The organism is Anaerobacillus arseniciselenatis (assembly GCF_001865995.1).
Classification (GTDB): Bacteria; Bacillota; Bacilli; order Bacillales; family Anaerobacillaceae; genus Anaerobacillus; species Anaerobacillus arseniciselenatis.
In genome coordinates this window covers 66,441-88,189 of record NZ_MLQQ01000005.1, presented here as the reverse complement: position 1 = coordinate 88,189, position 21,749 = coordinate 66,441, and the positions used below count along the sequence as shown (strand labels likewise).

The following is a 21,749-nucleotide window of genomic DNA, read 5'->3' as shown; positions in this document are numbered from 1 at the left end:
ATGGAGTTAATCCAGTAAGACCCCTTAGAGATGATGAGGTTGATAGGTCTCGGGTGGAAGCGTGGCGACACGTGGAGCTGAGAGATACTAATCGGTCGAGGACTTATCCTAAAAATAAGTTTTGAGTTATGAAAGTACCTCAAAGAAGCAAAACACAAACATCGAAAGATGAAGCTCAAAAATGAAATGAATGAAATACTCAAGTAACTTAATTGTGTCTGTTATCTAGTTTTGAAAGAACAATCTTTCAATGAATTATGGATATGAAGATTGATGCTAGTGAGCCTCCAAGAGACGCTTGTAAGTAACTCAACACTCAAAACTCATAATTCAAAACTAAAAAGTATTGACATAAACTTAAAAATGTTTTATTATATCAATTGTCTATATGATATATAAGCTTGGTGGCGATAGCGAAGAGGTCACACTCGTTCCCATGCCGAACACGATCGTTAAGCTCTTCAGCGCCGATGGTAGTTAGGGGTTTCCCCTTGTGAGAGTAGGACGTTGCCAAGCACTCTTGTTTTTTTGTTCTGCTTATTTTGGTAATGGATTTCATAAACATTCCACAGTAGCTCAGTGGTAGAGCAATCGGCTGTTAACCGATCGGTCGTAGGTTCGAGTCCTACCTGTGGAGCCATGCTTCCATAGCTCAGTAGGTAGAGCACTTCCATGGTAAGGAAGGGGTCATCGGTTCAAATCCGGTTGGAAGCTCCATTTACAAAACATGGCCCGTTGGTCAAGTGGTTAAGACACCGCCCTTTCACGGCGGTAACACGGGTTCGAATCCCGTACGGGTCACCATTTATTTTATGATAGCTTACTATTAATGTAAGAGCTAACATATTTTTTTTGAGTGTTGAAGGACTAGCTCAGCTACGAAGCAATACTTCATCGAATAATCTACGAGTTGTTTTGACGCACATACGTCTGAGTAACAATTGTAGAGGAAGAAACAGGATATTCACTGAATAGGCTTCATCAATACTACGGAGGATTAGCTCAGCTGGGAGAGCACCTGCCTTACAAGCAGGGGGTCGGCGGTTCGATCCCGTCATCCTCCACCAGAATTTTTTTGCGTAACAAAGTGAAGCGAAAAAAATTTACCTGTTTAAGCCGGCCTAGCTCAATTGGTAGAGCAACTGACTTGTAATCAGTAGGTTGGGGGTTCAAGTCCTCTGGCCGGCACTCTGTTTTAAAACTAAGTGGAGGGGTAGCGAAGTGGCTAAACGCGGCGGACTGTAAATCCGCTCCCTCCGGGTTCGGCGGTTCGAATCCGTCCCCCTCCACCATTTCATTTTTGGGCTATCGCCAAGCGGTAAGGCAACGGACTTTGACTCCGTCATGCGTAGGTTCGAATCCTGCTAGCCCAGCCAGATATGAGCCATTAGCTCAGTTGGTAGAGCATCTGACTTTTAATCAGAGGGTCGAAGGTTCGAATCCTTCATGGCTCACCAAAGTTCTTTTCTTAGGAAAATAACTTTTCATATTGCGGGAGTAGTTCAGTGGTAGAACACCACCTTGCCAAGGTGGGGGTCGCGAGTTCGAATCTCGTCTTCCGCTTTCTTAATATTTCGCGGGTGTAGTTTAGTGGTAAAACAAGAGCCTTCCAAGCTCTGGTCGTGAGTTCGATTCTCATCACCCGCTCCAATAAGGGGCCTTAGCTCAGCTGGGAGAGCGCCTGCCTTGCACGCAGGAGGTCAGCGGTTCGATCCCGCTAGGCTCCACCATTACAAATTTTATAATACATTCCTAGTTTATCTAGGTTTTTTGTTGTTTAAGGAAGATATTAATATGAATGACTTATGGATAACTTCTTGTCACTAAATATATTTAACTCTAGCGATGCTTCTAATCGAACTCATTAATAAATAGGCACAAAGGATCACACTGACCTCTGTGCCTATTTATTTTGGCTACAATCAACATTTTAATTTTCTTGTTGTACCATCTGTTCTTTTAAATTACATTTTTAGTATGGTTGTAACAACCATGTTTAAGCTTTTTTTGTTGATATTTAGTATAAATATTAAGGAGCTTGTCCAGTTTTTGACTAGCACTAACAACCTCTTCAGAATTAAGGGGCTTTTCTTTAGCTACTGTAATCATATGTTTTCTTGCTTTAGAAATTCTGCAAAGAATAACATTGTTCAATTGCCTATTTTCCATGCTAATGCCTCCCTTTTTCTATTTATCTTACTAATACCCGATGTTCCTAAAATTAAACATTTTTCTAAAAAAGTAGGGAATTTATTTTCTAGCATGTTAAAATAAAAAATGTTGAAACTTATTTTGACGTTTTTACGTAAATAGAGTAACCGCATAGAGCGGAGGTATAAACTTATGGAGACTTTAATAAAGAGGATCATAATTGATGTAAAAAAGGGTGACCAAGAGGCCTTTGCTGAGCTTGTTGAACTTTATAAAGATAAAGTGTATCAAATTTCTTACCGGATGGTAGGAAATGTTCATGAGGCACAAGATATCGCCCAAGAGTCTTTTTTACGGGCTTATGTGAACATTGATACTTATGATGTGAATAGGAAGTTTTCAACTTGGTTGTTTCGAATAGTCACGAATCTTTCCATCGATCGTTTACGAAAGAAAAAGCCTGATTTTTATTTAGAGCAGCACATAGAAGGGACAGAAGGATTGACATTGTCGTCGCAAATTGCTGCTACCGAAGAACTTCCCGAAGATCAAGTCATCACTCATGAATTACAGCACTGGATACAAGAAGAGATCTTAAATTTACCTTTAAAATATCGTTCTGCAATTATACTAAAGTATATCGAAGACTTATCATTAAAAGAAATTAGTGAAATATTAGATATTCCTGTAGCAACGGTAAAGACGAGAATTCATAGAGGTAGAGAAGCACTTAGAAAGAAATTAAGTAGTAAATAAAGGAGAGAATAAAATGAAATGTGATAAAGAAATAGTCTCCTTGATGCATAAGTATTTAGATGAAGAAATAACTGAACAGGAACGAAAAATTTTAAAGAAACATTTAAGTTATTGTGAAGCTTGCAATAAACATATGAGCGAGCTAAAGAAATCCATAGCCTTTGTTCAAAGCTCTTCTCACATTGAGGCGCCTGAAAATCTGACCGAACTAGTGATGAGTCAGTTACCAGAACAAAAACGGTCTGTAAATTGGAAGCGTTGGATGAAGAGGCACCCTGCCTTAGTTGCTGCTTCTATTTTTATCTTATTAATGGCGACAAGTATGTTTTCGGTTTGGATCGATGGTGGAAATGAACTAACAGTTTCAGGTGAAGCAAATTTATTAATTGATAAAGAAAAAAATCTAGTCGTAGTCCCTAAAGGGGAAGTAGTTAATAGTGATTTAGTTATAAAGAATGGCGGCTTGCAAGTGGAAGGGCAAGTTAATGGAAATGTGACTGTTATTAATGGAGAAAAATATATGGCGCAAGCTGGTAATGTTGCTGGTGATATCGAAGAGATAAATAAAGGATTAGAATGGTTTTGGTACAATGTTAAATCTTTCTTTTCTGATGTTATCAACGTTTTTGAAAAATAAAAAAATGAGAGTCTATTTGAATTTTTTATCCGAAAAACGTAAAAGAAAACTCGTCAAAGGGCGAGTTTTTCTAATTAATGAATTTCATAATCTATTATTTCCGCCACTAAGATCAATAAATATAGTTGCGTCAAAACCATACGCAAACTATATATTGCGTGATGTGGCTCATTTTAGATGATTATGAAATTCACTCAATAGATAAGAAATTATATCTTTTTTGAAGTAGAAAAGGTGTCTAGCTCTAAGACACTTCACTGACCAAGGCGCTTACGTATTTCTTACTATAAATAGAAAATATTGTTTATACTATAAAGTAAGCCTTGAAATTATTTTATAAATTTATAAAGACGGGTATTAAATGGTTAAATGGGACTATCACATATATAGGTTACTGATATACAGTTAAGCATATGATATAATTAAAAAGTTAAGCCTCATGATAAACTACGATTGTTTGGAGGAAAAAAGATGTTACCCGAAGATATACAACTTCTTAATATACTAAGAATCGCAGTAGATATTTTACTCGTTACTTTTGTTATATATAAACTTATAATGATTATTCGTGGTACACGAGCAGTGCAGCTACTTAAAGGAATTATCGTTATTTTAGCGGTATGGTTCTTAAGTGGATATCTAGGTTTACATACACTTAGGTGGATTATGTCTCAAGCTGTGATTTATGGGTTACTAGCGATTATTATTATTTTCCAACCTGAATTAAGAAGAGCTTTAGAACAATTAGGAAGAGGTAAATTTATATCTCGAAGTAGTTCCATTGATGATGAAGAAATGGAGAAAACGATTGATGAAATCGTTAAAGCTTCTATATATATGGGAAAACGTCGGATTGGTGCATTAATGTCAATTGAACGAGAGACTGGTATGAATGATTATATTGAAACAGGAATTTCTGTGAAAGGAAAGCTTACTTCTGAATTGCTAATTAACATTTTTATACCGAATACACCTCTTCATGATGGTGCTGTGATTATCAAAAATCAACAAATTATGGCTGCGGGCTGTTATTTACCTTTATCTGAAGATCCGTTTATTTCTAAGGAATTAGGAACTAGGCACCGAGCAGCACTTGGGATTAGTGAAGTAACCGACTGTATAACGGTGGCTGTTTCAGAAGAGACAGGAAGTATATCTGTGACTAAAAATGGAGAGATCCATAGAGACCTAGATGAAGAAGCTTTAAAAGAAATTTTAATGCAAGAATTAGTAACGGCAATGAAAGCGAACTCAACTTCTCTTTGGCAGTGGGGAGGGAAGAAAAATGGATAAATTGTATAATAACCCTTGGTTTGTGAAAATAACTTCTTTTTTTATTGCTGTTATGCTGTTTGCTGTAGTGAATTACGATAATGTGAACAACCAGCCAGGTGTTTTACCAACGATTACTAATGCATCAAAAACATTAGAAGAAGTCCCTTTACATGTACATTACGATGAAGATCAATATGCAATTACAGAAATTCCAGAAAATGTGCAGGTTCATTTAAGAGGACCGCAAAATTTTCTTAACATTTTACAAATACGACCAACGTATGAAGTATATATTGATTTGCGTGATCTAGGCCCGGGAAGTCATAATGTTGCTGTCGAACATCGAAATTTTCCGAATGAATTGAACGTGAACATTGTTCCACAAACGGTTAGAGTAACTATAGAAGAAAAACGAACGATATCTTTACCAGTAGAAATCGACTTAATCAATAAAAATGCAATAAATGAGGGCTATAGTGTTGGAGAGCCTGTCGTAAATCCAATCAATGTTGAGATTACTGCCGCAGAGAGCATTTTAAATCATGTATCGTTTGCGAAAGGTTTTGTTGACCTTGAAGGGGTTAAACGAACGGTTGAAACGAGTGTTCCAGTGAAAGTTTACGACCAACAAGGAAATGAATTACACCTTGATGTTAATCCAACAGTCGTTGACGTAAAAATACCAATTACAAGTCCTAATAAAGATGTGCCATTAAAGGTAAATCGACAAGGAGAACTGCCAGAAGGATTAAGTATTCGTTCAATAACTACTGACCCTAAAGAAGTAACAATCTATGCTCCGAAAGATATCTTAAATGAAATTTCATATATCGATGGATTAAATATAGATTTATCGACAATTACGGAAAATACAATATTTGAAGTGGAAATTCCAGTTCCAGAAGGAGTCGAAGAGGTTTCTCCATCCACCGTTGATGTAGTTGTAGAAGTTGATTTAGAAGAGCAGCTCGAAGTTGATAATTTAGTGATTGAGGTCATAGGATTAACAGAACAAATGGAGGTTGCCTTTGTAGAGCCTGAAGAAGGACTCGTCACGCTTACGGCAAAAGGTTCTCCTAATTCCATAGATCAATTACAAAAAGAAGATATTGTAGTTTATATAGATGTAAGTCAATTATCAGTCGGTGAGCATGAGGTTCCCCTTCAAATAAGCGGACCACAAAATGTTACATTTGGAAACGAAGGAACAAATGTAACGATTATCGTATCAGAAGTGTTAAATGCAAGTGATGAAGATGAGAGTAGTGAAAGTGAAGAGTTAGATGATGAAACGACAACTAATTGACTAGAGAATATTGGCTTGTAAATTTAAGGAGAGATATTAAAATGGGAAAATATTTTGGAACAGATGGTGTCAGGGGAGTTGCTAATACAGAATTAACACCGGAACTTGCTTTTAAACTTGGGAGATTTGGTGGTTATGTTTTAACGAAAAACAGTGGTGAAAAACCAAAAGTACTAATCGGAAGAGATACACGAATTTCTGGACATATGCTAGAAGGAGCTTTAGTCGCTGGCTTACTATCGATAGGTGCAGAAGTAATGCGTTTAGGCGTTATTTCAACTCCCGGAGTGTCCTTTTTAACAAAAGCATTAAGTGCACATGCAGGTGTAATGATTTCAGCATCGCATAATCCTGTTGAGGATAACGGAATTAAATTTTTTGGCCCAGATGGATTTAAACTATTAGACGTTCAAGAAGCAGAAATTGAAAATCTACTAGATAAGACACAAGACCAACTTCCTCGACCGGTCGGTGACGGTGTTGGTCAAGTAAATGACTACTTTGAAGGCGCTCAGAAGTATTTACAATTTTTAAAACAAACCGTTGAAGAAGACTTTTCAGGGATGCATATAGCCCTAGATTGTGCTCATGGAGCAGCTTCTTCGATCGCACCACATTTATTTGCTGATTTAGAAGCAGACATATCCACGATCGGTACAAATCCGAATGGCTCTAATATAAATGACGGAGTTGGTTCAACACACCCTGAGAAGTTAGCGGAAGTTGTTGTTGAAAAAGGAGCACATATCGGCTTAGCATTTGATGGTGATGCTGACCGTTTAATTGCAATTGATGAAACAGGAAATATCGTCGATGGCGATAAAATTATGTACATTTGTGCGAAATACTTTAAAGGAAAAGGTAAGCTTAAACATGATACTGTAGTTTCCACAGTAATGAGTAACTTGGGCTTTTATAAAGCTCTTGAAAAAGAAGAGATTGCTACGAAGCAAACGGCAGTAGGCGATCGTTACGTAATGGAAGAAATGAGAAAAGGCGGTTATAATTTAGGTGGAGAGCAATCTGGGCATATTATCTTTTTAGATTATAATACGACTGGGGATGGATTACTTTCAGCATTACAATTAGTAAACATTATGAAAGTAACTGGTAAACCATTATCTGAACTTGCATCAGAGTTAGAAACATATCCGCAAAAATTAGTAAACGTAAAAGTACAAAATAAGGAAGATTTACTTACAAATCAAGTCATTGCTGATGAAATACGTCGTGTAGAAGGAGTAATGGCTGGCAATGGGCGCATATTAGTGCGACCTTCTGGAACAGAGCCACTTGTACGAGTAATGGCTGAGGCTCCTACAATGGAACTTTGTGAGCAGTACGTAGAAGAAATCGTTAATATAGTAAAAAAAGAATTGGGATCATTATAAATCGTGAACCTTTTATGCACAGTTAGCACTATTTAGGTGCGCTGTGCATATTTTTATATTATAGCAACTTTTTGTTGCTTGGAAAAATTTAGTCAAAATTACTAATTGACGGTTTTTGTTAGGATGTAGTATGATTAATCTTGATTTTAAGAAAGAGAGGAGGACCGGACAACATATAATGGAAAGCGCCTGAACTATTCTAATGGACGGGAAAGCTAGAATAGTTGACGAGGAAGAGGTTTATCGAGGAAATCGGCGGATGCCTCTCGGTTGCTACACCACAATCGTAAGCTTTAGTGAAAAACAAGAAGGTGACTTCTTGAACAAAGGCTAAAGCATTGGTGTTCTGCGAAGAAAATAACGTAAAGAGTGGGGCAAGTAGCCCCAAGGTTAATAAGCACTTGGAATAATAAAATCATTAAATAGGACTGCTCATTTATTTTGCTGTGCTATTGAAGTGCATTTTTCTTGCCTCACATAGGGAGGAATATAAATTATGTGCGGAATCGTTGGTTATATCGGTAATCAAGATGCAAAAGAAATTTTACTAAGAGGATTAGAGAAGTTAGAATATAGAGGCTATGATTCAGCTGGAATTGCCATTGCTAATGGAAATGGAGTTCACTTATATAAAGAAAAAGGGCGAATTGCTGACTTAAGAAAAACGGTTGATGAAAATGAGGCAGGAACTGCAGGAATTGGTCATACACGTTGGGCGACACATGGTCCACCTAGCCAAGAAAATGCTCACCCTCACCAAAGTGAAACACATCGTTTTACGTTAGTTCATAACGGTGTAATAGAAAACTATGAAAGCCTGCAGCGTGAGTATTTAAATGGTGTTCATTTCACAAGTGACACAGATACAGAAATTATTGTGCAACTTATTGAGCGCTTCGTTCGCGATGGTTTGGAAGTAGAAGAAGCATTTCGTAAAACTCTTTCTTTACTAAAAGGATCATATGCTACAGCTTTAATCGATAAAGAAAATACCGACACAATTTATGTAGGTAAAAATAAAAGTCCATTACTTGTAGGTAAAGGTGATGACGTTAATGTCATTGCAAGTGACGCAATGGCAATGCTTCAAGTAACCAATGAGTTCATTGAACTTATGGATGAAGAGATTGTTATCGTTACTCGTGAAGCAATTACGATTAAAACATTAACTGGTGAAAAGATCGAACGTAAATCTTATATTGCTGAGCTAGATGCTAGTGATATAGAAAAAGGTACGTATCCGCACTATATGTTAAAAGAAATAGATGAACAGCCTCTAGTCATTCGTAACATTATTTCTAAATATCAAAAAGAAAATGGCGAAATTAAATTAGATGAAGATATTCGTAAAGCAATGCAAGCAGCAGATCGTATTTATATTATTGCTGCTGGTACTAGTTACCATGCGGGGCTTGTTGGGAAGCAACTTATTGAAAGTATTGCGAAAAAACCAGTAGAAACGCATATTGCTAGTGAATTTCTTTATAATATGCCGTTAGTATCAGAAAAACCACTCTTTATATTTATTTCACAAAGCGGTGAAACAGCAGATAGCCGCGGTGTTTTAGTTAATGTGAAAAAGTTAGGTTATCCAGCTTTAACGATTACAAACGTTCCAGGTTCAACTTTATCACGTGAAGCAGATTTTACACTTCATACGTATGCTGGGCCAGAAATTGCCGTTGCTAGTACTAAAGCATATACTGCACAAATGGCGGTATTAGCTATTCTTGCAGTTGATACAGCGAAAGCTCGTGGACTTACGCTAGATTTTGATCCAATTAAAGAATTAAGTATTGTTGGAACTGTAATGGAAACGTTATGTGACCAAAAAGAAGCACTAGAAAAAATTGCTCGCGAATATTTAAGTGTTACTCGAAACTGTTTCTTTATCGGTCGTGCTTCTGATTATTATGTTGGTCTAGAAGGTGCTTTAAAGCTAAAAGAAATCTCTTACATTCAAGCAGAAGGCTTTGCTGGTGGAGAGTTAAAGCACGGTACAATCGCTTTAATTGAAGAAGGAACACCTGTTATTGCTTTAGCAACACAAAAACATGTGAACTTAAGTATTCGTGGAAATGTAAAGGAAGTTGCAGCTCGTGGTGCAAATCCTTGTATCATTAGCTTAGAAGGCTTAAATGCGGATAATGATGCATTTGTACTTCCGAAAGTACACGATTATTTAACTCCACTTGTAGCTGTAATTCCTCTACAATTAATCTCATACTACGCAGCTCTTCATAGAGGCTGTGACGTAGATAAGCCAAGAAATTTGGCTAAAAGTGTAACTGTAGAATAGAAAAAAACATCGGAAGGTAAACTCCTTTCGATGTTTTTTCTATATATTTAGCAAAACGACCTCTATAAAAGTCGCTTTAGTGTGTGCATGCGGTTAATCGATCGATTTTCATCGCATTTCCCTTAGGAATTTATGAAAATGCTTGAAATCCAAGAACGAAATGGACAAATGAAAATACAAATACCATAAGTAAGAAACCGATAATTAAGCCTCTTATTGCTTCTTTAACTATATAGTCGTCTTTATTTTTTATATCTTTATCCATAAACTTTCCTCCAATTTTAATTTCCTTGTTATGTTATTGTGTACACTAAATACATTTTTATACAAAAACGAGCATGACAGATCTAAGATGGAAAAAGGCGAATGATTTCCTTCTCTTCGCTGTGACCTTCTATCGAATCGCAGAGGCTCGTTCACGAAATCATCCGCCTTTTTCATACAAAATTCATCATGACGATTAATCGTCGCTATTAAGAATGAAAATGCCAGTCGCCATTTTAGTTTGTTAGCTGCAAAAAACAATAAAACATAACATCCCTTAACGAAACTAAACAAAACTTAACGAAAAAGGTTGTGTTAATCATGAAAATAAGTTATTTTTAAATAAAAGTACTACTAATGAAAGGGTCTAACGACGATGAATGATACTACTTATACACCAGATGAAATTGCGAAAATGTTTAAAATTTCTAAACATACGGTTTATGAGTTAATAAAAAGAGGCGAGTTAAACGCTTTTAAAGTCGGAAATAAAATGCGAATTAACCGTGAAGAGGTAGATCGCTATAAAAATAGTACGCAAGCTTATCAAACAAAAACAAATCAGACATTAGCATCAAATCCTTCTTATAATTCAACGATTCGACTAACAGGAAGCCACGATTTTTTAGTTGAGCAATTAACAAAGTACGTTAGTCAACATACCGATATCCAGCTGCAACCTACGTACATCGGTAGTCTTGAAGGGTTGATGATGTTATATCGGGGATCGGCAGATGTTGCGGCTGTCCACCTTCTTGATCCAACTTCTAAAGAATATAATCTTCCGTTTATTAAGCAGCTGTTTGTTCATGAACGTATTTCTGTCATAAGTCTAGCTTCTAGAAAGCAAGGGTTCATTGTTGCTAAAGGGAATCCGAAAAAAATTATTAGTTTTAAAGAATTAACTAGAAAAGATGTTGTTTTCGTGAATAGGCAAAAAGGTTCTGGAACCCGTTTTTTGTTTGACGCGTTCTTGGCCGAACAACAAATAAAACCTAATGAAATTAATGGCTATGAAAATGAAGAGTGGAATCACCTAGCAACTGCATCGTACATTAGTAGGGGGAGTGCAGATGTAGGCTTTGGAATTGAGTCAGCGGCAAAACAATTAAACCTAGAGTTTATCCCTATCACAGAGGAACAATTTGACCTAGTATTTTGCTGGACAGATGAAAATGAAAAAGAACTTAGTCATTTATATGATTTAATTTGTTCAGAACCATTCAAGTCTAATATCGCTACTATACCAGGGTATACACTAAAAGGGTTAGGGGAAATAAAGTATAAAACGAATTAGGAGCGAGGGTCGAATGAAAATTGTTAGTCAAATAGTATTAATGTTTCTGTTAATATTTGTAATAACGGCCTGTAAGAGCAATGATAATAATGAAGGGCAACCTAGTCACGGTCAAAAAGATATGATTTTAGCGACTACGACGAGTACACAAGATAGTGGGCTTCTAGATGTTCTAATTCCAATTTTTGAAGAAAAATACAATATTAATGTAAAAACAATTGCTGTTGGAACAGGACAGGCGTTAGCAATGGGGAAACAAGGGGAAGCAGATGCCTTATTAACACATGCTCCAACTTCAGAGGAAGAGTTAGTAGAAACTGAAGAGGTCATTAATAGAAAAAGAGTGATGTATAATGACTTTATTATAATTGGTCCAAAAGCAGACCCTGCAAGGATTAGTGGTGCTGATATAAATACTGCGTTACAAAGAATTTCTGAGAATAAAGCGACATTCGTTTCGAGAGGAGACGGCTCAGGTACTCATAAAATGGAATTAGACCTTTGGGAAAAAGCAAGAGTCGATCCGTCGAATGAATCATGGTATATAGAAACAGGACAAGGAATGGGTAGCACACTGCAATTAAGTGCTGAAAGAGAAGGTTATCTATTAGCAGACCGAGCAACGTATTTAGCTCATGCAAATAACTTTGAGCATATGTCTGTTCTCGTAGAAGGAACTGATGAATTATTAAATATCTACCATGTGATGCAAGTAAATGATAAAAACCATGGATTAGTGAATGGTGAAGCAGGGTTACTTTTTGTAGAGTTTATGGTTAGCAATGAAGCTCAAGAAATTATAAAAGACTTCGGCGTTGAGCAATATAATCAACCACTGTTCTTCCAATATACAGAATAACAATTAAGCGAGTGTTGTAAAATGAATCTTTTTATAGAAGGAATATTAAAAGCAATCGAGATGATTTTAAGTGGTGATAGAGAAATATTCAAAATCACTTATACAACATTACAAGTTTGTTTAACAGCGATTTTTATAAGTACATTGATTGGTATTCCTTTTGGTGTCTTCTTAGGCCTTAATTCATTTCCGGGAAAAAAAATTGTCCTTGTTTTTGTCAATATTGGGATGGGTTTACCTCCGGTAGTCGCTGGACTTTACATTACAATGTTATTATGGCGTTCGGGCCCATTAGGACATTTAGGGTTACTATATACAACTCATGCGATTGTTATTGCTCAAGTGTTAGTTTCATTACCAATTATTATCGGTTTGACATCAGCCGCTTTTCAGCAAATGGATAGTAAAATGCTTATGCAAATTAAAGCACTAGGGGCAACGCGTTTTCAAAAGGTTGGCCTCTTACTTCGAGAAACGAAATTAGCAATTATGGCTGCGATCATGGCAGGGCTTGGACGAGTGTTAGCAGAAGTTGGGGCTGCTATGATGGTCGGAGGAAATATAAAAGGAGACACTCGTATTTTAACAACTTCAATGGTAATGGAAGTTTCGCAAGGGAATTTTGATGTAGCTATCGCCCTTTCATTTATTTTAATGACTTTAGCATTTATTATTACGTTTATATTAACGTCGTTACAACAAAGGAAGCAACTAGTATGAAGAAGATATTACAATTACAAGAAGTAAAGGTGATTGCTAAAAAGCAAACGCTTTTGGATGTTCCGGAGTTTACTTTGCAACAAGGAGATTTATTAGGAGTGATTGGTCCAAATGGTGCGGGAAAAAGTACGTTGTTAAAAGTATTATCATTCTTACAAGCCCCTAATGAGGGGAGAGTCGTTTATAAAGGTGAAGAAAAGCATGCTAATACTTTAAGTTTAGATATTAGAAGAAGGTTTGCTGTCGCTATGCAACAACCACTGTTATTTGATACGAACGTTCAGCAAAATGTTGTGCTTGGCTTAAAGTTAAGAAAAGAAAACAAAAAAATAATAAATGAAAAAGTGGACTATTGGTTAAACAAATTTCAGATTGATCATTTAGCCAAAAAGAATGCTTTATCATTATCGGGTGGCGAAGCACAACGAGTTAACCTTGCACGGGCTTTAATTTTAGAGCCCGAGGTACTATTTCTTGATGAACCGTTTTCCGCTCTTGATTTTCCAACAAAAGCGCAGCTTATTCAAGATTTAAAAGAAATATTAAATGATACTAGTACTACGACTTTTTTTGTTAGTCATGATCTATTAGAAATTAAACACTTAACAAAAAGTTTAGCTGTGATTATGAATGGAAATGTCGAGCAAATTGGGTATACAAAAGAAGTTATTGACCAACCAAATCAAGCTGTGGCACCGTTTTTGAATAAATGGAAAGAACTCTATACGTTATAAAAAAGAAACGGGGATTAACCGAAGCGTTAATGAATCCCCGTTTCTTTTTTTAGATGCAATGAATTTCATAATTCAGTTCTCGTCACTAAGATCAATATATTGTTGCGTCAAAACCGTTCGCAAACTATATATTGTTTAGTGTGACTCGTTTTTGGTAATTATGAAATTCACTCGATTAACTAATTTTAAGACTAACAAGTCCAAATTATTAGCGGTGGACGGTTTTCAGTTCATCTGATTTTTCATCATAATAAATAGTAACGTTTTTTAATTGCTCAAAAAAATTTCTTGTTCTAGAAAGAATTTGGACTCTAGCATTTCTTAAATAGTGGACGAATATTTTATCCCCTGCTATTAAATAAGGTGGTTTTCCGGTTTCGGTCCCTATTTCTCCAGCTTTAATTGATCCTCTTGCTTCGATTTTTCCACCGCGTAATACGGCGTTTTCTTTGTTGAAACGGATGTCTCTGTCAGAGTATAGATCGGTATTAATTACGCCAATGTTTATGATATTAATTGACCCGTTTGTTTTAATAGTTGAAGCATTGGACGTTGAAAACCCAATATCGCTATCTTCGTGGACCATTTGCTCTGATTCGTCAAAAACAGTTTCTAAAAATTTAATAATATTATTAAGTGTCTTTTCAGAAGTGACTAAAAGAGCCAGGTTTTTTTTGGAAAATTTATTGAGTAAATTTTCAACTTTTAAGATATTTTCAGGAATGGGCATATCATTCTTTCTCATGTCACTAATAAAATCTTCGAACTTATTAGTTTCATGACAATTTGACCGTTACTTAATATATTTACATTTTCTTTTGCACGGATATTGACTGGTTTCGGTTTTTTAGGATAGATACTTTCACCGAAAACATTAACACCCTCTTTACCTTCGATCGCTTCATGAACTTTGCCGATGATATTTCCTGCTTCAACGGTTGGGATTTTAAATCGATTTTTAAAGTTTATTTTTCCACCAACTTCTTCGTACACTTCTTCCTTCTTGTTTTTAAAATAATATTCAACAAAGCCGTCTTTTCCTTGAACAGGTGGACTACCTTGGACGATGACAATTTCTTCAAATGTTGGTTGGAGCAACTCAGTCATAATCGCCGATAAATTAATTTCAAGCCGAATTCCTAATTGGATAAGGTCTTCTCTTACTTTTAATAACTCGCTTTGTATCTCTAGAGAAGGGGTAATTTCGATAACATCAACTTTAAGTTTCACTGTAGGGGCTGCTTCTTTTAAGATTAACTTCTTTTTTAGTTGAAAAGTAACTTTTAGTTTGTCCTCGCTTATAAGGATATGATAAGGAGAAGAATTAGAAAGTTCTTTTATTCGTATTTCATCGCCTTCACTAACAATAGTTTCTGAGTCGATTTGTTTTCCATTGACGAGAGTAGTGAGGTTATCGTTTGGAATAAGGGATGGTTGCTGACCGTTATCCTCCCCATCTTTTATGAATATTTCATTGTTTTTAACAGTGATATATCCATCATTCTCTTCCGGTTTAATAGTAAATACTTTACTGTTTTTATCGACTTCCTCATCAGCTGCTGTTGGTTTATTCGTTTTTCTTTGCTTCTCTTTTTGATCTATTTGGCTAATTAAATCGATGAGCTCTTTATCACTTCCTTGCCTCATTTACAAACTCTCCCTTAAAGTGATGAAACTTTTATCACTGTTACTATTTATATATGTAAAAAAAGGACAATTGGTACGACATATACCTAGAGTGAAAAGTTAGTCAGGACCTTCGTACCAATTATATTAGATGGTGACGATGCTTCGTCATGAACGTTTTGTATGAAAAGAGTCCTTTTAAATTGTTGTATTACACAAGTGGTTAAACGCCTTTTTTGAAAAATTAATATATAACAGTTGAAATCGCTTCTCTCCTGTTATATAATTTAATCAAATAAAACAAATTGTTATATAACATTTAATGATTAAGAATTTATGGGGGGAATTGGATATGACTAAAACGGAATCAATAGCTCGTAAAATTCTAGGTTGGAAGTTAAATCGGTGGGACAGATGGTATGATTACGAAAAGGCTATCTTTATTCAAACTTCGAAATTTCAACCAGAGAAAAACCTTGACCATGCGATGTTAATCGTTGATAGATTAAAAAAGTTTGGCTTTTCATATACTACAGATGGGGTTTCAGAGGCTTGCTTTAATGATGTAAGAGCATCTGGAAATACGTTAGCAGAAGCCATTACAAATGCAGCCCATTCCATCATTGAGAAAGATTCAACTGTTGATAGCAATAAGCTATGGCGACAATTGTGCTAAACATTTAACATTTATTTACTCTTAATTGGCAATCAAGTTATTATTTGAATGAATTTCATAATCACAAAAAATGAGCCACATCACGCAACTATATATTGATCTTAGTGGCGGAAGTAATGAATTATGAAATTCATTGATTTACCGTAATAATTAAAAAAAGAGGGGAGACCATAATAAAATGCTAAATCGGCACTTAAGGTCTGCCCTCTTTTTTGTTTATTTGTTTTGTTGATCGTCTTGATCAGAGTCAAAATGATCAAGGACTTCTTCCTTCACTTCATCAATGACTTCTTCTTTTACTTCTTCAATAACTTCCTCTTTAATTTCTTCATATAACTCTTCTTTTACTTCATCGTAAATGTCACTTTTAATGTCGTCGTACATTTCTTCACGAATCGTTTCTTTAATCGTTGTTAATTGCGCTTTTGTTCTCTTTTTCTTTATTTCCTTTAAGTCTTTGCTAAACATAATGATGATAGAAAAGCACATCGCTACCATAATAATAGCAAACGGAAGAGCCGCTACAATAGATGCTGTTTGGAGTCCTGTTAAACCGCCACTTAACAGAAGCACTGTTGCTGTACCTGCAATAAGTAGACCCCAAATAACTTTTATACCTAGTGAGGGGGTTAAGCTTCCTTTAGAAGTCATTGCCCCTAAAACGTAAGATGCCGAATCTGCTGAAGTAATAAAAAATATTAAAATTAAAAACACCGCTATTCCACTCATAAACATTCCTAATGGTAGCTCACTTAAAGTCACGAAAAGAGCGAGTTCAACGTTGTTCATGACAACATCAGCAATCCCTGAGCCTTGTGTTTTGATAAGATGAAGAGCAGTTCCACCAAAAGCAGTAAACCATATAAGTCCTAAAGCTGAAGGGACGATAAGAACACCGAAAACGAATTCACGAATCGTTCTGCCACGAGAAATTCGAGCGATAAACAAGCCCATAAACGGAGCCCAAGAAATATGCCATGCCCAAAAGAAGATCGTGTAAGCACCGAGCCAAACACTATCGGTAAATGGAGTCATCGTTAAACTCATTGGCACTAAATTAGAAATATACCCACCTAAAGTCGTTACGGCACTTTCAGCAATAAAAAGAGTTGGACCAAAAACAATCATGAACACTAATAAAATTCCAGCGATCGTTAAGTTCGTAATACTTAAAATACGAATTCCACGATCTAATCCCGACGCAGCCGAGATAATAAACAGGATTGTTACAATAAAAATAACAATTAATTGTGTAACAACGTTATTGGGAATATTGGTGAGGTGTGAGAGACCACCAGTAATTTGAATGGCACTTAATCCAAAAGTAGTTGCCACACCTGTAGAAGTTGCAATGACAGCTAAAATATCAATCCCTTTCCCGAAATTACCGTGTGCTTTTTTTCCTAAGAGGGGGTAAAAAGCACTACTAATTAGAGCGGGTTGATCTTTTCGATATTGGACGTACGCTAATGCTAAGGCGACCAGTGAAAAAATAGCCCAAGGATGAAAGGCCCAATGGAAAACGGCATAACGTAAACCAATTCGAGCAGCATCTGCGGTTTCTGGAGTGACTCCGTATGGAGCATCGATATAATATAATACCGGTTCAGCTACACCCCAAAATACGAAACCAACACCAATTCCCGCTGAAAATAACATACCAATCCAAGTGTAATATGAATATTGTGGAGTTTCATCTTGTTTACCAAGCTTTAACTTTCCAAACGGGCTAATTGCTAGAAAAAGAATAAAACCGATAAAAAAGGCAGTAACAATCATATAAAACCAACCAAAGTTTTCAATCGTTAAACCAAGGAAGTGATTGGCAGTTGATTGCAAAGAAGTTGGAGAAATAATCCCCCATGAAACGAATAAAGCGATAATAATACTTGAAATATAAAATACAATTCCTGGCTTTTCTTTTACATTCATATTCATAAATTTTTACTTGTCCAAAGATTTAATAATTCCAAATCGACAAGTCTACATAACCCCCTATATATTTAATAGTATTTTTATAGTATATCACTAATAGTAGAGTTGAAAAAAATAATGTCTTGAAGTATTTGTGGAATTTTCAAATTGTTGTAAAACAAAAAGGAGGCACTAAATTTCGAAGTAACACTAACGAAATGAAAGAAAACTAGACCTTTTATCACAGTATAAAAGGTTTTTAGTTTTTCTTTTTTTATTGTAGTAAAGAAGATGTAGAAGATCCTTTCGTAGTTAGTTAATAACGATACTTTAAACCTAAATTAATTAGAAATATTTAATAATAACGTACTTTTATGGGTTCTTTGTTAATTTTTATAGGTGATAGTGACCAATTAGGCGTTAAAATAAAATGAGAACTATGATGGATAGGCGAATTTTAACAGTTGTAATAAGATGAACTCATAACACAACGAAGATCCTAATCACAAACTACTGGATCTCGATAAAGGCAAAGCTAGCGAAAGTTAGTGACGCAAAGCTACAGGGGCTAAGGTGTATTACAAGTACACTACGCCAGCCAGTTACCGAAAGAAAAAGGGAGTTTGTTTTGTGCTACCTAAATGTAGTATAAATACATCGCACTTTTATTTAAGTGTGCAACCCCACTTTCGGTAAGGTGGGGTTATTTATATTGATGGAGGTGAACATGGAGAAAAGAGGGTGGACAAAAAACAAGTGTCAGACACTTGTTTGCCCCCTCCAATTGAACCCCGCCGATTCGATTTACACGTTAGAGCAAGTCTATTCGTGTTCACATGCTAAAAAATACACTAATTTAAAAGGAGCGATTTGTAATGGTAGATAAGTTAAAACAATTAGTAGTAGAAGAAGAAGGACAAGGGATGACAGAGTACGGATTAGTATTAGGTTTGATTGCAGTGGCGGTTGTTGGAGCGTTAGCGATGCTACGTGAGGAAATTATTGAAATGTTCGATGATGTTGTAGGAATTGTACAAAACCGAGAGGATACACCTTAATAAGAAAACACTTAAAAAGTAGGGCTGTCCCAAAATAAAGTGTCAGACACCGTTAGACACCGAAATATAGACCATTTGAAATCTATAGGTCTATATTTATTAGTAACGCGTGGTGATCTGACACTAATGGGACAGCCCTTTTTTGAAAGATTGTGAGGGGATGAAGATGATAGCGATCAATCTGTTTTTGATTACAGTGTTAGCAGTTTGTGTCGTTACTGATTTAAAGAGTAGGAAAATATATAACAAAGTTATCTTTCCGAGCTTAGTTATTGCTTTTATTGCTAACTTTTTTATTTACGGTTTTAGTGGAGTAACAACGGCCGTTATCGGTTTTTTTCTCGGCTTAGCCATCTTGATAATTCCATTTTTACTAGGTGGAATGGGGGCAGGTGACGTGAAGCTTCTTGCTTTTATCGGAGCATTGAAAGGAACATCTTTCGTTTTTATAACGGCTATTTATATGGCTATTATTGGGGCGATTATTGCGTTAGCGATTGTAGTACTTCGCAAAGGGTGGGCAAAGAACTGGTTATATTTCTTATACGGAAGAAAGTGTGGTTTAGATGTCCCACTAACATTTGATAACCGATCAATGAAAGCAACATATCCGTACGGAGTAGCGATTGCCTTAGGAGCAGTATTTACACTCGTATTTCAGGAGTTGCCTTTTTTATGATCAAAGATGAAAAAGGACAATCAATGGTTGAAATGGCTTTGCTCTTACCGATACTACTACTTTTATTAGTAGGGATATTTGACTTAGGTAGAGTTTTATATACTAACATTCATCTTCATTTAGCGACTCAAGAAACTGTTCGCCTTGGGGGACTCGGCGCTAGTGACGAGGAGATGAAGCAATTTGCAAAAAATTATGTTCACGTCGGTGATGTTTCATTATTAGATGTGGCTGTTCAACCGCCTCAAGCTGAGCGAGTTTCTGGAGAATACGTGACGGTTGTGCTAGAGTATCCGATCGAATTTTTTACTCCTTTCATCTCAAGGATTATTCCACCGTTTTCGCTGCAAACAAATTCGACGATACGAGTGGAGTGAGGAGAGGATAAAGATGTTATTACAATTAATAAAAAAAGAAAATGGCAATGCACTTGTCTTCGTTTCATTTGCGATGGTAGGACTTTTAGCAATTACGGGACTTGTTCTTGATGGTGGGACATTGTATATGACGAAAAGTCACTTACAAAAAACAGCCAATGCTGCTGTGTTATCAGGGGCACAAGAGTTGATAGGAACAGACGAAGAAGTAACTAGTATTGTCGAACGGGTTTTAAAGGAGCACGATGAAACAGAAAGTCTTCTTTCAATAGAGTTTACACTCGGTAACCGTGTTGAGGTAGAACTTGAAAAAGAAGTTCCACTCGCGTTTTCAAAGTTGTTTGGCCGCCAGACAGCACCGGTTCATGTTCATGCAGCAGCTGAGATCGGAACAATGGGAAGAGCACATGGTGCAGCACCATTAGGAATCGATGAGGCCATCGAATTAGAGCATTACGTAGAATATCTATTAAAGGTCGATGAAAAAGATGTTGATACAGGAAACTTCGGTGTTTTAGCACTCGGTGGTCCGGGGGCAAATACGTATGAAGATAATTTACGAAATGGCTATAATGCAGAAATAAAAATCAATGACATTTTAGAAACTCAAACTGGTAATATTGCAGGGAAAACGAGGTCGGTGATCAATGAATTAGTTCAAAACTGCCCTTATAGTCCAGGTGATGCGATTGAACGAAACTGTTCAAGAGTTCTTTTAGTTCCTGTATACAAGCCACATTATATTAGTACGAATCAGTTAAAAGAGGTTAAAATAACTGGTTTTGCTTATTTTTTTATAACAGAACCGATGAGTAATAATGACACGACAATTACTGGGATGTTTATAAAAAGAACGGGAACAGGATTTATTGAGCCAGATAGTAGCTACCAAGGAGCATACAGCGTTAGATTGACAAAGTAGGTGAAATGATTGAGATCTAAATTTATATTACTATTAGCAATTGTCATGGGGAGTATTACAACGATATTATTTTACAGTTATATGAAGCAGTATGATGCCACAGCAGCAATTACTGAGAGCATGGTGGAAGTAGTAGTTGCCGCACAACCATTGAAAAAAAATGAACGAATTACAACAGATAAAGTAGAAGTAACGAGCGTCCCAGAAAAAGGACTTCATCCTCAAGCGATCACATCGATGGAACAGTTAGACGGCCTCATCGTTAATGCCGACATTTCCACTGGAGAAGTCGTTTTATCCCACCGGGTACAGCGTGAAGAAGATGAGAAACTATTCGTTTCGCGAAAAGTGAAGGAAGGTCTTCGAGCGGTTTCAGTAGGAGTAAACTTCGTTCAATCTGTTTCAAATTTAGTCGAACCAGAAGATTATGTCGATGTTGTGTTTAGTGAAGTGATTAAAGTCGATGGAGAAAATATCGTTAATACAGAACTAATTTTAGAAAATGTTCGTGTATTAGCAGTTGGGCGAAAATTAATCGAGTCAACAAGTGGTGAAAACTACATGGAATATAGCGCAGCAACATTAGAACTAACACGAGATGATACAGTAAGACTGGTAAACGCCTCCGAACGCGGCAATATCCAGTTAACACTGCATAGTCGGGTCGAAGAGGGATCTTAATTAAAAATTAAGAATTAAGAATTAAGAATTAAGAATTAAGAATTAAAAATTGAAAATTATCAAAAGAAAAGCTCCGAAGAATAGGCATTAAAAAAATTCTAAATTTTAAATTGTCCTAAATTAAAAA

Annotated in this window: 21 protein-coding genes, 11 tRNA genes, 2 rRNA genes and 1 riboswitch; of the genes, 29 read left to right on the top strand and 5 right to left on the bottom strand. The window is 36.1% G+C overall.

The annotated features are described in order from the left end of the window. The 13 genes from BKP35_RS06350 to BKP35_RS06290 all read left to right on the top strand — a co-directional run. Positions 1–111 (top strand): 23S ribosomal RNA (locus BKP35_RS06350); the annotation flags it as partial. Positions 112–400: 289 nt separating this feature from the next. After that, positions 401–516, top strand: a 5S ribosomal RNA gene (gene rrf / locus BKP35_RS06345). A gap of 49 nt (positions 517–565) precedes the next feature. After that, positions 566–640, top strand: a tRNA-Asn gene (locus BKP35_RS06340). A gap of 1 nt (position 641) precedes the next feature. Beyond that, positions 642–717: transfer RNA gene (locus BKP35_RS06335), tRNA-Thr, on the top strand. A 12-nt stretch (positions 718–729) separates the two neighbouring features. After that, a tRNA-Glu gene (locus BKP35_RS06330) sits at positions 730–804 on the top strand. 187 nt (positions 805–991) lie between these two features. Next, positions 992–1,067, top strand: a tRNA-Val gene (locus BKP35_RS06325). A gap of 48 nt (positions 1,068–1,115) precedes the next feature. Next, positions 1,116–1,188 (top strand) — tRNA-Thr (locus BKP35_RS06320). Between the two features lie 19 nt (positions 1,189–1,207). Continuing rightward, positions 1,208–1,292 (top strand) — tRNA-Tyr (locus BKP35_RS06315). Between the two features lie 9 nt (positions 1,293–1,301). Continuing rightward, positions 1,302–1,376: transfer RNA gene (locus BKP35_RS06310), tRNA-Gln, on the top strand. A gap of 5 nt (positions 1,377–1,381) precedes the next feature. Further along, positions 1,382–1,457 (top strand) — tRNA-Lys (locus tag BKP35_RS06305). A gap of 34 nt (positions 1,458–1,491) precedes the next feature. Then, positions 1,492–1,563: transfer RNA gene (locus tag BKP35_RS06300), tRNA-Gly, on the top strand. A gap of 13 nt (positions 1,564–1,576) precedes the next feature. Beyond that, positions 1,577–1,650 (top strand) — tRNA-Gly (locus tag BKP35_RS06295). A 4-nt stretch (positions 1,651–1,654) separates the two neighbouring features. Then, positions 1,655–1,730, top strand: a tRNA-Ala gene (locus BKP35_RS06290). A gap of 229 nt (positions 1,731–1,959) precedes the next feature. Here the strand turns inward: BKP35_RS06290 and BKP35_RS06285 are convergent. Beyond that, positions 1,960–2,169, bottom strand: a complete 210-nt coding sequence (locus BKP35_RS06285; RefSeq protein ID WP_071312536.1) for an aspartyl-phosphate phosphatase Spo0E family protein — start codon at positions 2,167–2,169, stop codon at positions 1,960–1,962. A 174-nt stretch (positions 2,170–2,343) separates the two neighbouring features. Between BKP35_RS06285 and sigW the strand changes: the two genes are divergently transcribed. The 6 genes from sigW (at position 2,344) to glmS (ending at position 9,815) form a co-directional block, all read left to right on the top strand. Further along, the gene (gene sigW, locus BKP35_RS06280; protein ID WP_071312535.1) at positions 2,344–2,907 is read left to right on the top strand and encodes an RNA polymerase sigma factor SigW; all 564 of its coding nucleotides are present in this window, start codon (positions 2,344–2,346) and stop codon (positions 2,905–2,907) included. 13 nt (positions 2,908–2,920) lie between these two features. Continuing rightward, on the top strand, positions 2,921–3,544 hold the full coding sequence (locus BKP35_RS06275; RefSeq protein WP_071312534.1) for an anti-sigma factor family protein: 624 nt from the start codon (positions 2,921–2,923) through the stop codon (positions 3,542–3,544). Positions 3,545–4,015: 471 nt separating this feature from the next. After that, on the top strand, positions 4,016–4,837 hold the full coding sequence (cdaA, locus tag BKP35_RS06270) for a diadenylate cyclase CdaA (RefSeq protein WP_071312533.1): 822 nt from the start codon (positions 4,016–4,018) through the stop codon (positions 4,835–4,837). Then, positions 4,830–6,125, top strand: coding sequence for a CdaR family protein (locus BKP35_RS06265; protein WP_071312532.1), 1,296 nt, complete (start codon positions 4,830–4,832; stop codon positions 6,123–6,125). The genes cdaA and BKP35_RS06265 overlap by 8 nt, the downstream gene beginning before the upstream one ends. A gap of 41 nt (positions 6,126–6,166) precedes the next feature. Beyond that, positions 6,167–7,516, top strand: a complete 1,350-nt coding sequence (glmM, locus tag BKP35_RS06260; RefSeq protein WP_071312531.1) for a phosphoglucosamine mutase — start codon at positions 6,167–6,169, stop codon at positions 7,514–7,516. 496 nt (positions 7,517–8,012) lie between these two features. Then, positions 8,013–9,815, top strand: coding sequence for a glutamine--fructose-6-phosphate transaminase (isomerizing) (gene glmS, locus BKP35_RS06255; protein WP_071312530.1), 1,803 nt, complete (start codon positions 8,013–8,015; stop codon positions 9,813–9,815). Positions 9,816–9,945: 130 nt separating this feature from the next. Here the strand turns inward: glmS and BKP35_RS20060 are convergent, their stop codons facing one another. Further along, positions 9,946–10,080, bottom strand: a complete 135-nt coding sequence (locus tag BKP35_RS20060) for a hypothetical protein (RefSeq protein WP_281244184.1) — start codon at positions 10,078–10,080, stop codon at positions 9,946–9,948. A gap of 375 nt (positions 10,081–10,455) precedes the next feature. On the opposite strand from BKP35_RS20060, the gene BKP35_RS06245 reads away from it, so the two are divergent. Genes BKP35_RS06245 through BKP35_RS06230 form a run of 4 tightly spaced genes read left to right on the top strand, consistent with a single transcriptional unit; the run spans position 10,456 to position 13,689 of the window. Next, positions 10,456–11,376, top strand: coding sequence for a helix-turn-helix transcriptional regulator (locus tag BKP35_RS06245; protein ID WP_071312528.1), 921 nt, complete (start codon positions 10,456–10,458; stop codon positions 11,374–11,376). A 13-nt stretch (positions 11,377–11,389) separates the two neighbouring features. After that, positions 11,390–12,235, top strand: coding sequence for an ABC transporter substrate-binding protein (locus BKP35_RS06240; RefSeq protein WP_071312527.1), 846 nt, complete (start codon positions 11,390–11,392; stop codon positions 12,233–12,235). A 21-nt stretch (positions 12,236–12,256) separates the two neighbouring features. Further along, entirely contained in the window at positions 12,257–12,955 is a 699-nt protein-coding gene (locus tag BKP35_RS06235) for an ABC transporter permease (protein ID WP_071312526.1), read from the top strand. Further along, positions 12,952–13,689, top strand: coding sequence for an ATP-binding cassette domain-containing protein (locus tag BKP35_RS06230; protein ID WP_071312525.1), 738 nt, complete (start codon positions 12,952–12,954; stop codon positions 13,687–13,689). Before BKP35_RS06235 ends, BKP35_RS06230 begins: the two co-directional genes overlap by 4 nt. A 208-nt stretch (positions 13,690–13,897) precedes the next feature. On the opposite strand, the gene BKP35_RS06225 is transcribed toward BKP35_RS06230, so the two are convergent. Then, positions 13,898–14,434, bottom strand: coding sequence for a hypothetical protein (locus tag BKP35_RS06225; protein ID WP_169819151.1), 537 nt, complete (start codon positions 14,432–14,434; stop codon positions 13,898–13,900). Then, positions 14,431–15,336, bottom strand: coding sequence for a flagellar assembly protein A (locus tag BKP35_RS06220; RefSeq protein WP_071312523.1), 906 nt, complete (start codon positions 15,334–15,336; stop codon positions 14,431–14,433). Before BKP35_RS06220 ends, BKP35_RS06225 begins: the two co-directional genes overlap by 4 nt. Before the next feature lie 331 nt (positions 15,337–15,667). Here BKP35_RS06220 and BKP35_RS06215 point away from each other — a divergent pair, with 331 nt between their 5' ends. Then, on the top strand, positions 15,668–15,991 hold the full coding sequence (locus BKP35_RS06215; RefSeq protein WP_071312522.1) for a BC1872 family protein: 324 nt from the start codon (positions 15,668–15,670) through the stop codon (positions 15,989–15,991). Positions 15,992–16,207: 216 nt separating this feature from the next. Here the strand turns inward: BKP35_RS06215 and BKP35_RS06210 are convergent, their stop codons facing one another. Continuing rightward, positions 16,208–17,929, bottom strand: coding sequence for a BCCT family transporter (locus tag BKP35_RS06210; protein ID WP_071312521.1), 1,722 nt, complete (start codon positions 17,927–17,929; stop codon positions 16,208–16,210). Between the two features lie 494 nt (positions 17,930–18,423). Next, a riboswitch (cyclic di-GMP riboswitch) is annotated at positions 18,424–18,515 on the top strand. A gap of 265 nt (positions 18,516–18,780) precedes the next feature. Between BKP35_RS06210 and BKP35_RS06205 the strand changes: the two genes are divergently transcribed. From BKP35_RS06205 to cpaB, 5 genes are all read left to right on the top strand, one after another. Continuing rightward, positions 18,781–18,963 (top strand): Flp family type IVb pilin, encoded by a 183-nt coding sequence (locus BKP35_RS06205; protein ID WP_071312520.1) that lies wholly within the window; start codon positions 18,781–18,783, stop codon positions 18,961–18,963. A gap of 166 nt (positions 18,964–19,129) precedes the next feature. Further along, positions 19,130–19,642 carry an A24 family peptidase gene (locus BKP35_RS06200; protein WP_245741886.1) on the top strand — a complete coding sequence of 171 codons (513 nt, stop codon included), beginning with the start codon at positions 19,130–19,132 and terminating at the stop codon, positions 19,640–19,642. Continuing rightward, on the top strand, positions 19,639–20,019 hold the full coding sequence (locus tag BKP35_RS06195) for a TadE/TadG family type IV pilus assembly protein (RefSeq protein WP_071312519.1): 381 nt from the start codon (positions 19,639–19,641) through the stop codon (positions 20,017–20,019). The genes BKP35_RS06200 and BKP35_RS06195 overlap by 4 nt, the downstream gene beginning before the upstream one ends. A 13-nt stretch (positions 20,020–20,032) precedes the next feature. After that, positions 20,033–20,941 carry a Tad domain-containing protein gene (locus BKP35_RS06190; RefSeq protein WP_071312518.1) on the top strand — a complete coding sequence of 303 codons (909 nt, stop codon included), beginning with the start codon at positions 20,033–20,035 and terminating at the stop codon, positions 20,939–20,941. A 9-nt stretch (positions 20,942–20,950) separates the two neighbouring features. Beyond that, on the top strand, positions 20,951–21,622 hold the full coding sequence (cpaB, locus tag BKP35_RS06185) for a Flp pilus assembly protein CpaB (protein WP_071312517.1): 672 nt from the start codon (positions 20,951–20,953) through the stop codon (positions 21,620–21,622). Positions 21,623–21,749 lie beyond the last annotated feature (127 nt).

Bases quoted from the DNA above. Each gene is read 5' to 3' on its own strand.
- BKP35_RS06200 (WP_245741886.1), top strand. From the start codon at position 19,130: ATGATAGCGATCAATCTGTTTTTGATTACAGTGTTAGCAGTTTGTGTC.
- BKP35_RS06275 (WP_071312534.1), top strand. From the start codon at position 2,921: ATGAAATGTGATAAAGAAATAGTCTCCTTGATGCATAAGTATTTAGAT.
- BKP35_RS06240 (WP_071312527.1), top strand. From the start codon at position 11,390: ATGAAAATTGTTAGTCAAATAGTATTAATGTTTCTGTTAATATTTGTA.
- BKP35_RS06225 (WP_169819151.1), bottom strand. From the start codon at position 14,434: ATGAGAAAGAATGATATGCCCATTCCTGAAAATATCTTAAAAGTTGAA.
- BKP35_RS06215 (WP_071312522.1), top strand. From the start codon at position 15,668: ATGACTAAAACGGAATCAATAGCTCGTAAAATTCTAGGTTGGAAGTTA.
- cdaA (WP_071312533.1), top strand. From the start codon at position 4,016: ATGTTACCCGAAGATATACAACTTCTTAATATACTAAGAATCGCAGTA.
- BKP35_RS06285 (WP_071312536.1), bottom strand. From the start codon at position 2,169: ATGGAAAATAGGCAATTGAACAATGTTATTCTTTGCAGAATTTCTAAA.
- BKP35_RS06220 (WP_071312523.1), bottom strand. From the start codon at position 15,336: ATGAGGCAAGGAAGTGATAAAGAGCTCATCGATTTAATTAGCCAAATA.
- BKP35_RS06265 (WP_071312532.1), top strand. From the start codon at position 4,830: ATGGATAAATTGTATAATAACCCTTGGTTTGTGAAAATAACTTCTTTT.
- BKP35_RS06195 (WP_071312519.1), top strand. From the start codon at position 19,639: ATGATCAAAGATGAAAAAGGACAATCAATGGTTGAAATGGCTTTGCTC.
- BKP35_RS06210 (WP_071312521.1), bottom strand. From the start codon at position 17,929: ATGAATATGAATGTAAAAGAAAAGCCAGGAATTGTATTTTATATTTCA.
- sigW (WP_071312535.1), top strand. From the start codon at position 2,344: ATGGAGACTTTAATAAAGAGGATCATAATTGATGTAAAAAAGGGTGAC.
- glmM (WP_071312531.1), top strand. From the start codon at position 6,167: ATGGGAAAATATTTTGGAACAGATGGTGTCAGGGGAGTTGCTAATACA.
- BKP35_RS06190 (WP_071312518.1), top strand. From the start codon at position 20,033: ATGTTATTACAATTAATAAAAAAAGAAAATGGCAATGCACTTGTCTTC.
- BKP35_RS06245 (WP_071312528.1), top strand. From the start codon at position 10,456: ATGAATGATACTACTTATACACCAGATGAAATTGCGAAAATGTTTAAA.
- BKP35_RS06235 (WP_071312526.1), top strand. From the start codon at position 12,257: ATGAATCTTTTTATAGAAGGAATATTAAAAGCAATCGAGATGATTTTA.
- glmS (WP_071312530.1), top strand. From the start codon at position 8,013: ATGTGCGGAATCGTTGGTTATATCGGTAATCAAGATGCAAAAGAAATT.
- BKP35_RS06230 (WP_071312525.1), top strand. From the start codon at position 12,952: ATGAAGAAGATATTACAATTACAAGAAGTAAAGGTGATTGCTAAAAAG.
- BKP35_RS20060 (WP_281244184.1), bottom strand. From the start codon at position 10,080: ATGGATAAAGATATAAAAAATAAAGACGACTATATAGTTAAAGAAGCA.
- BKP35_RS06205 (WP_071312520.1), top strand. From the start codon at position 18,781: ATGGTAGATAAGTTAAAACAATTAGTAGTAGAAGAAGAAGGACAAGGG.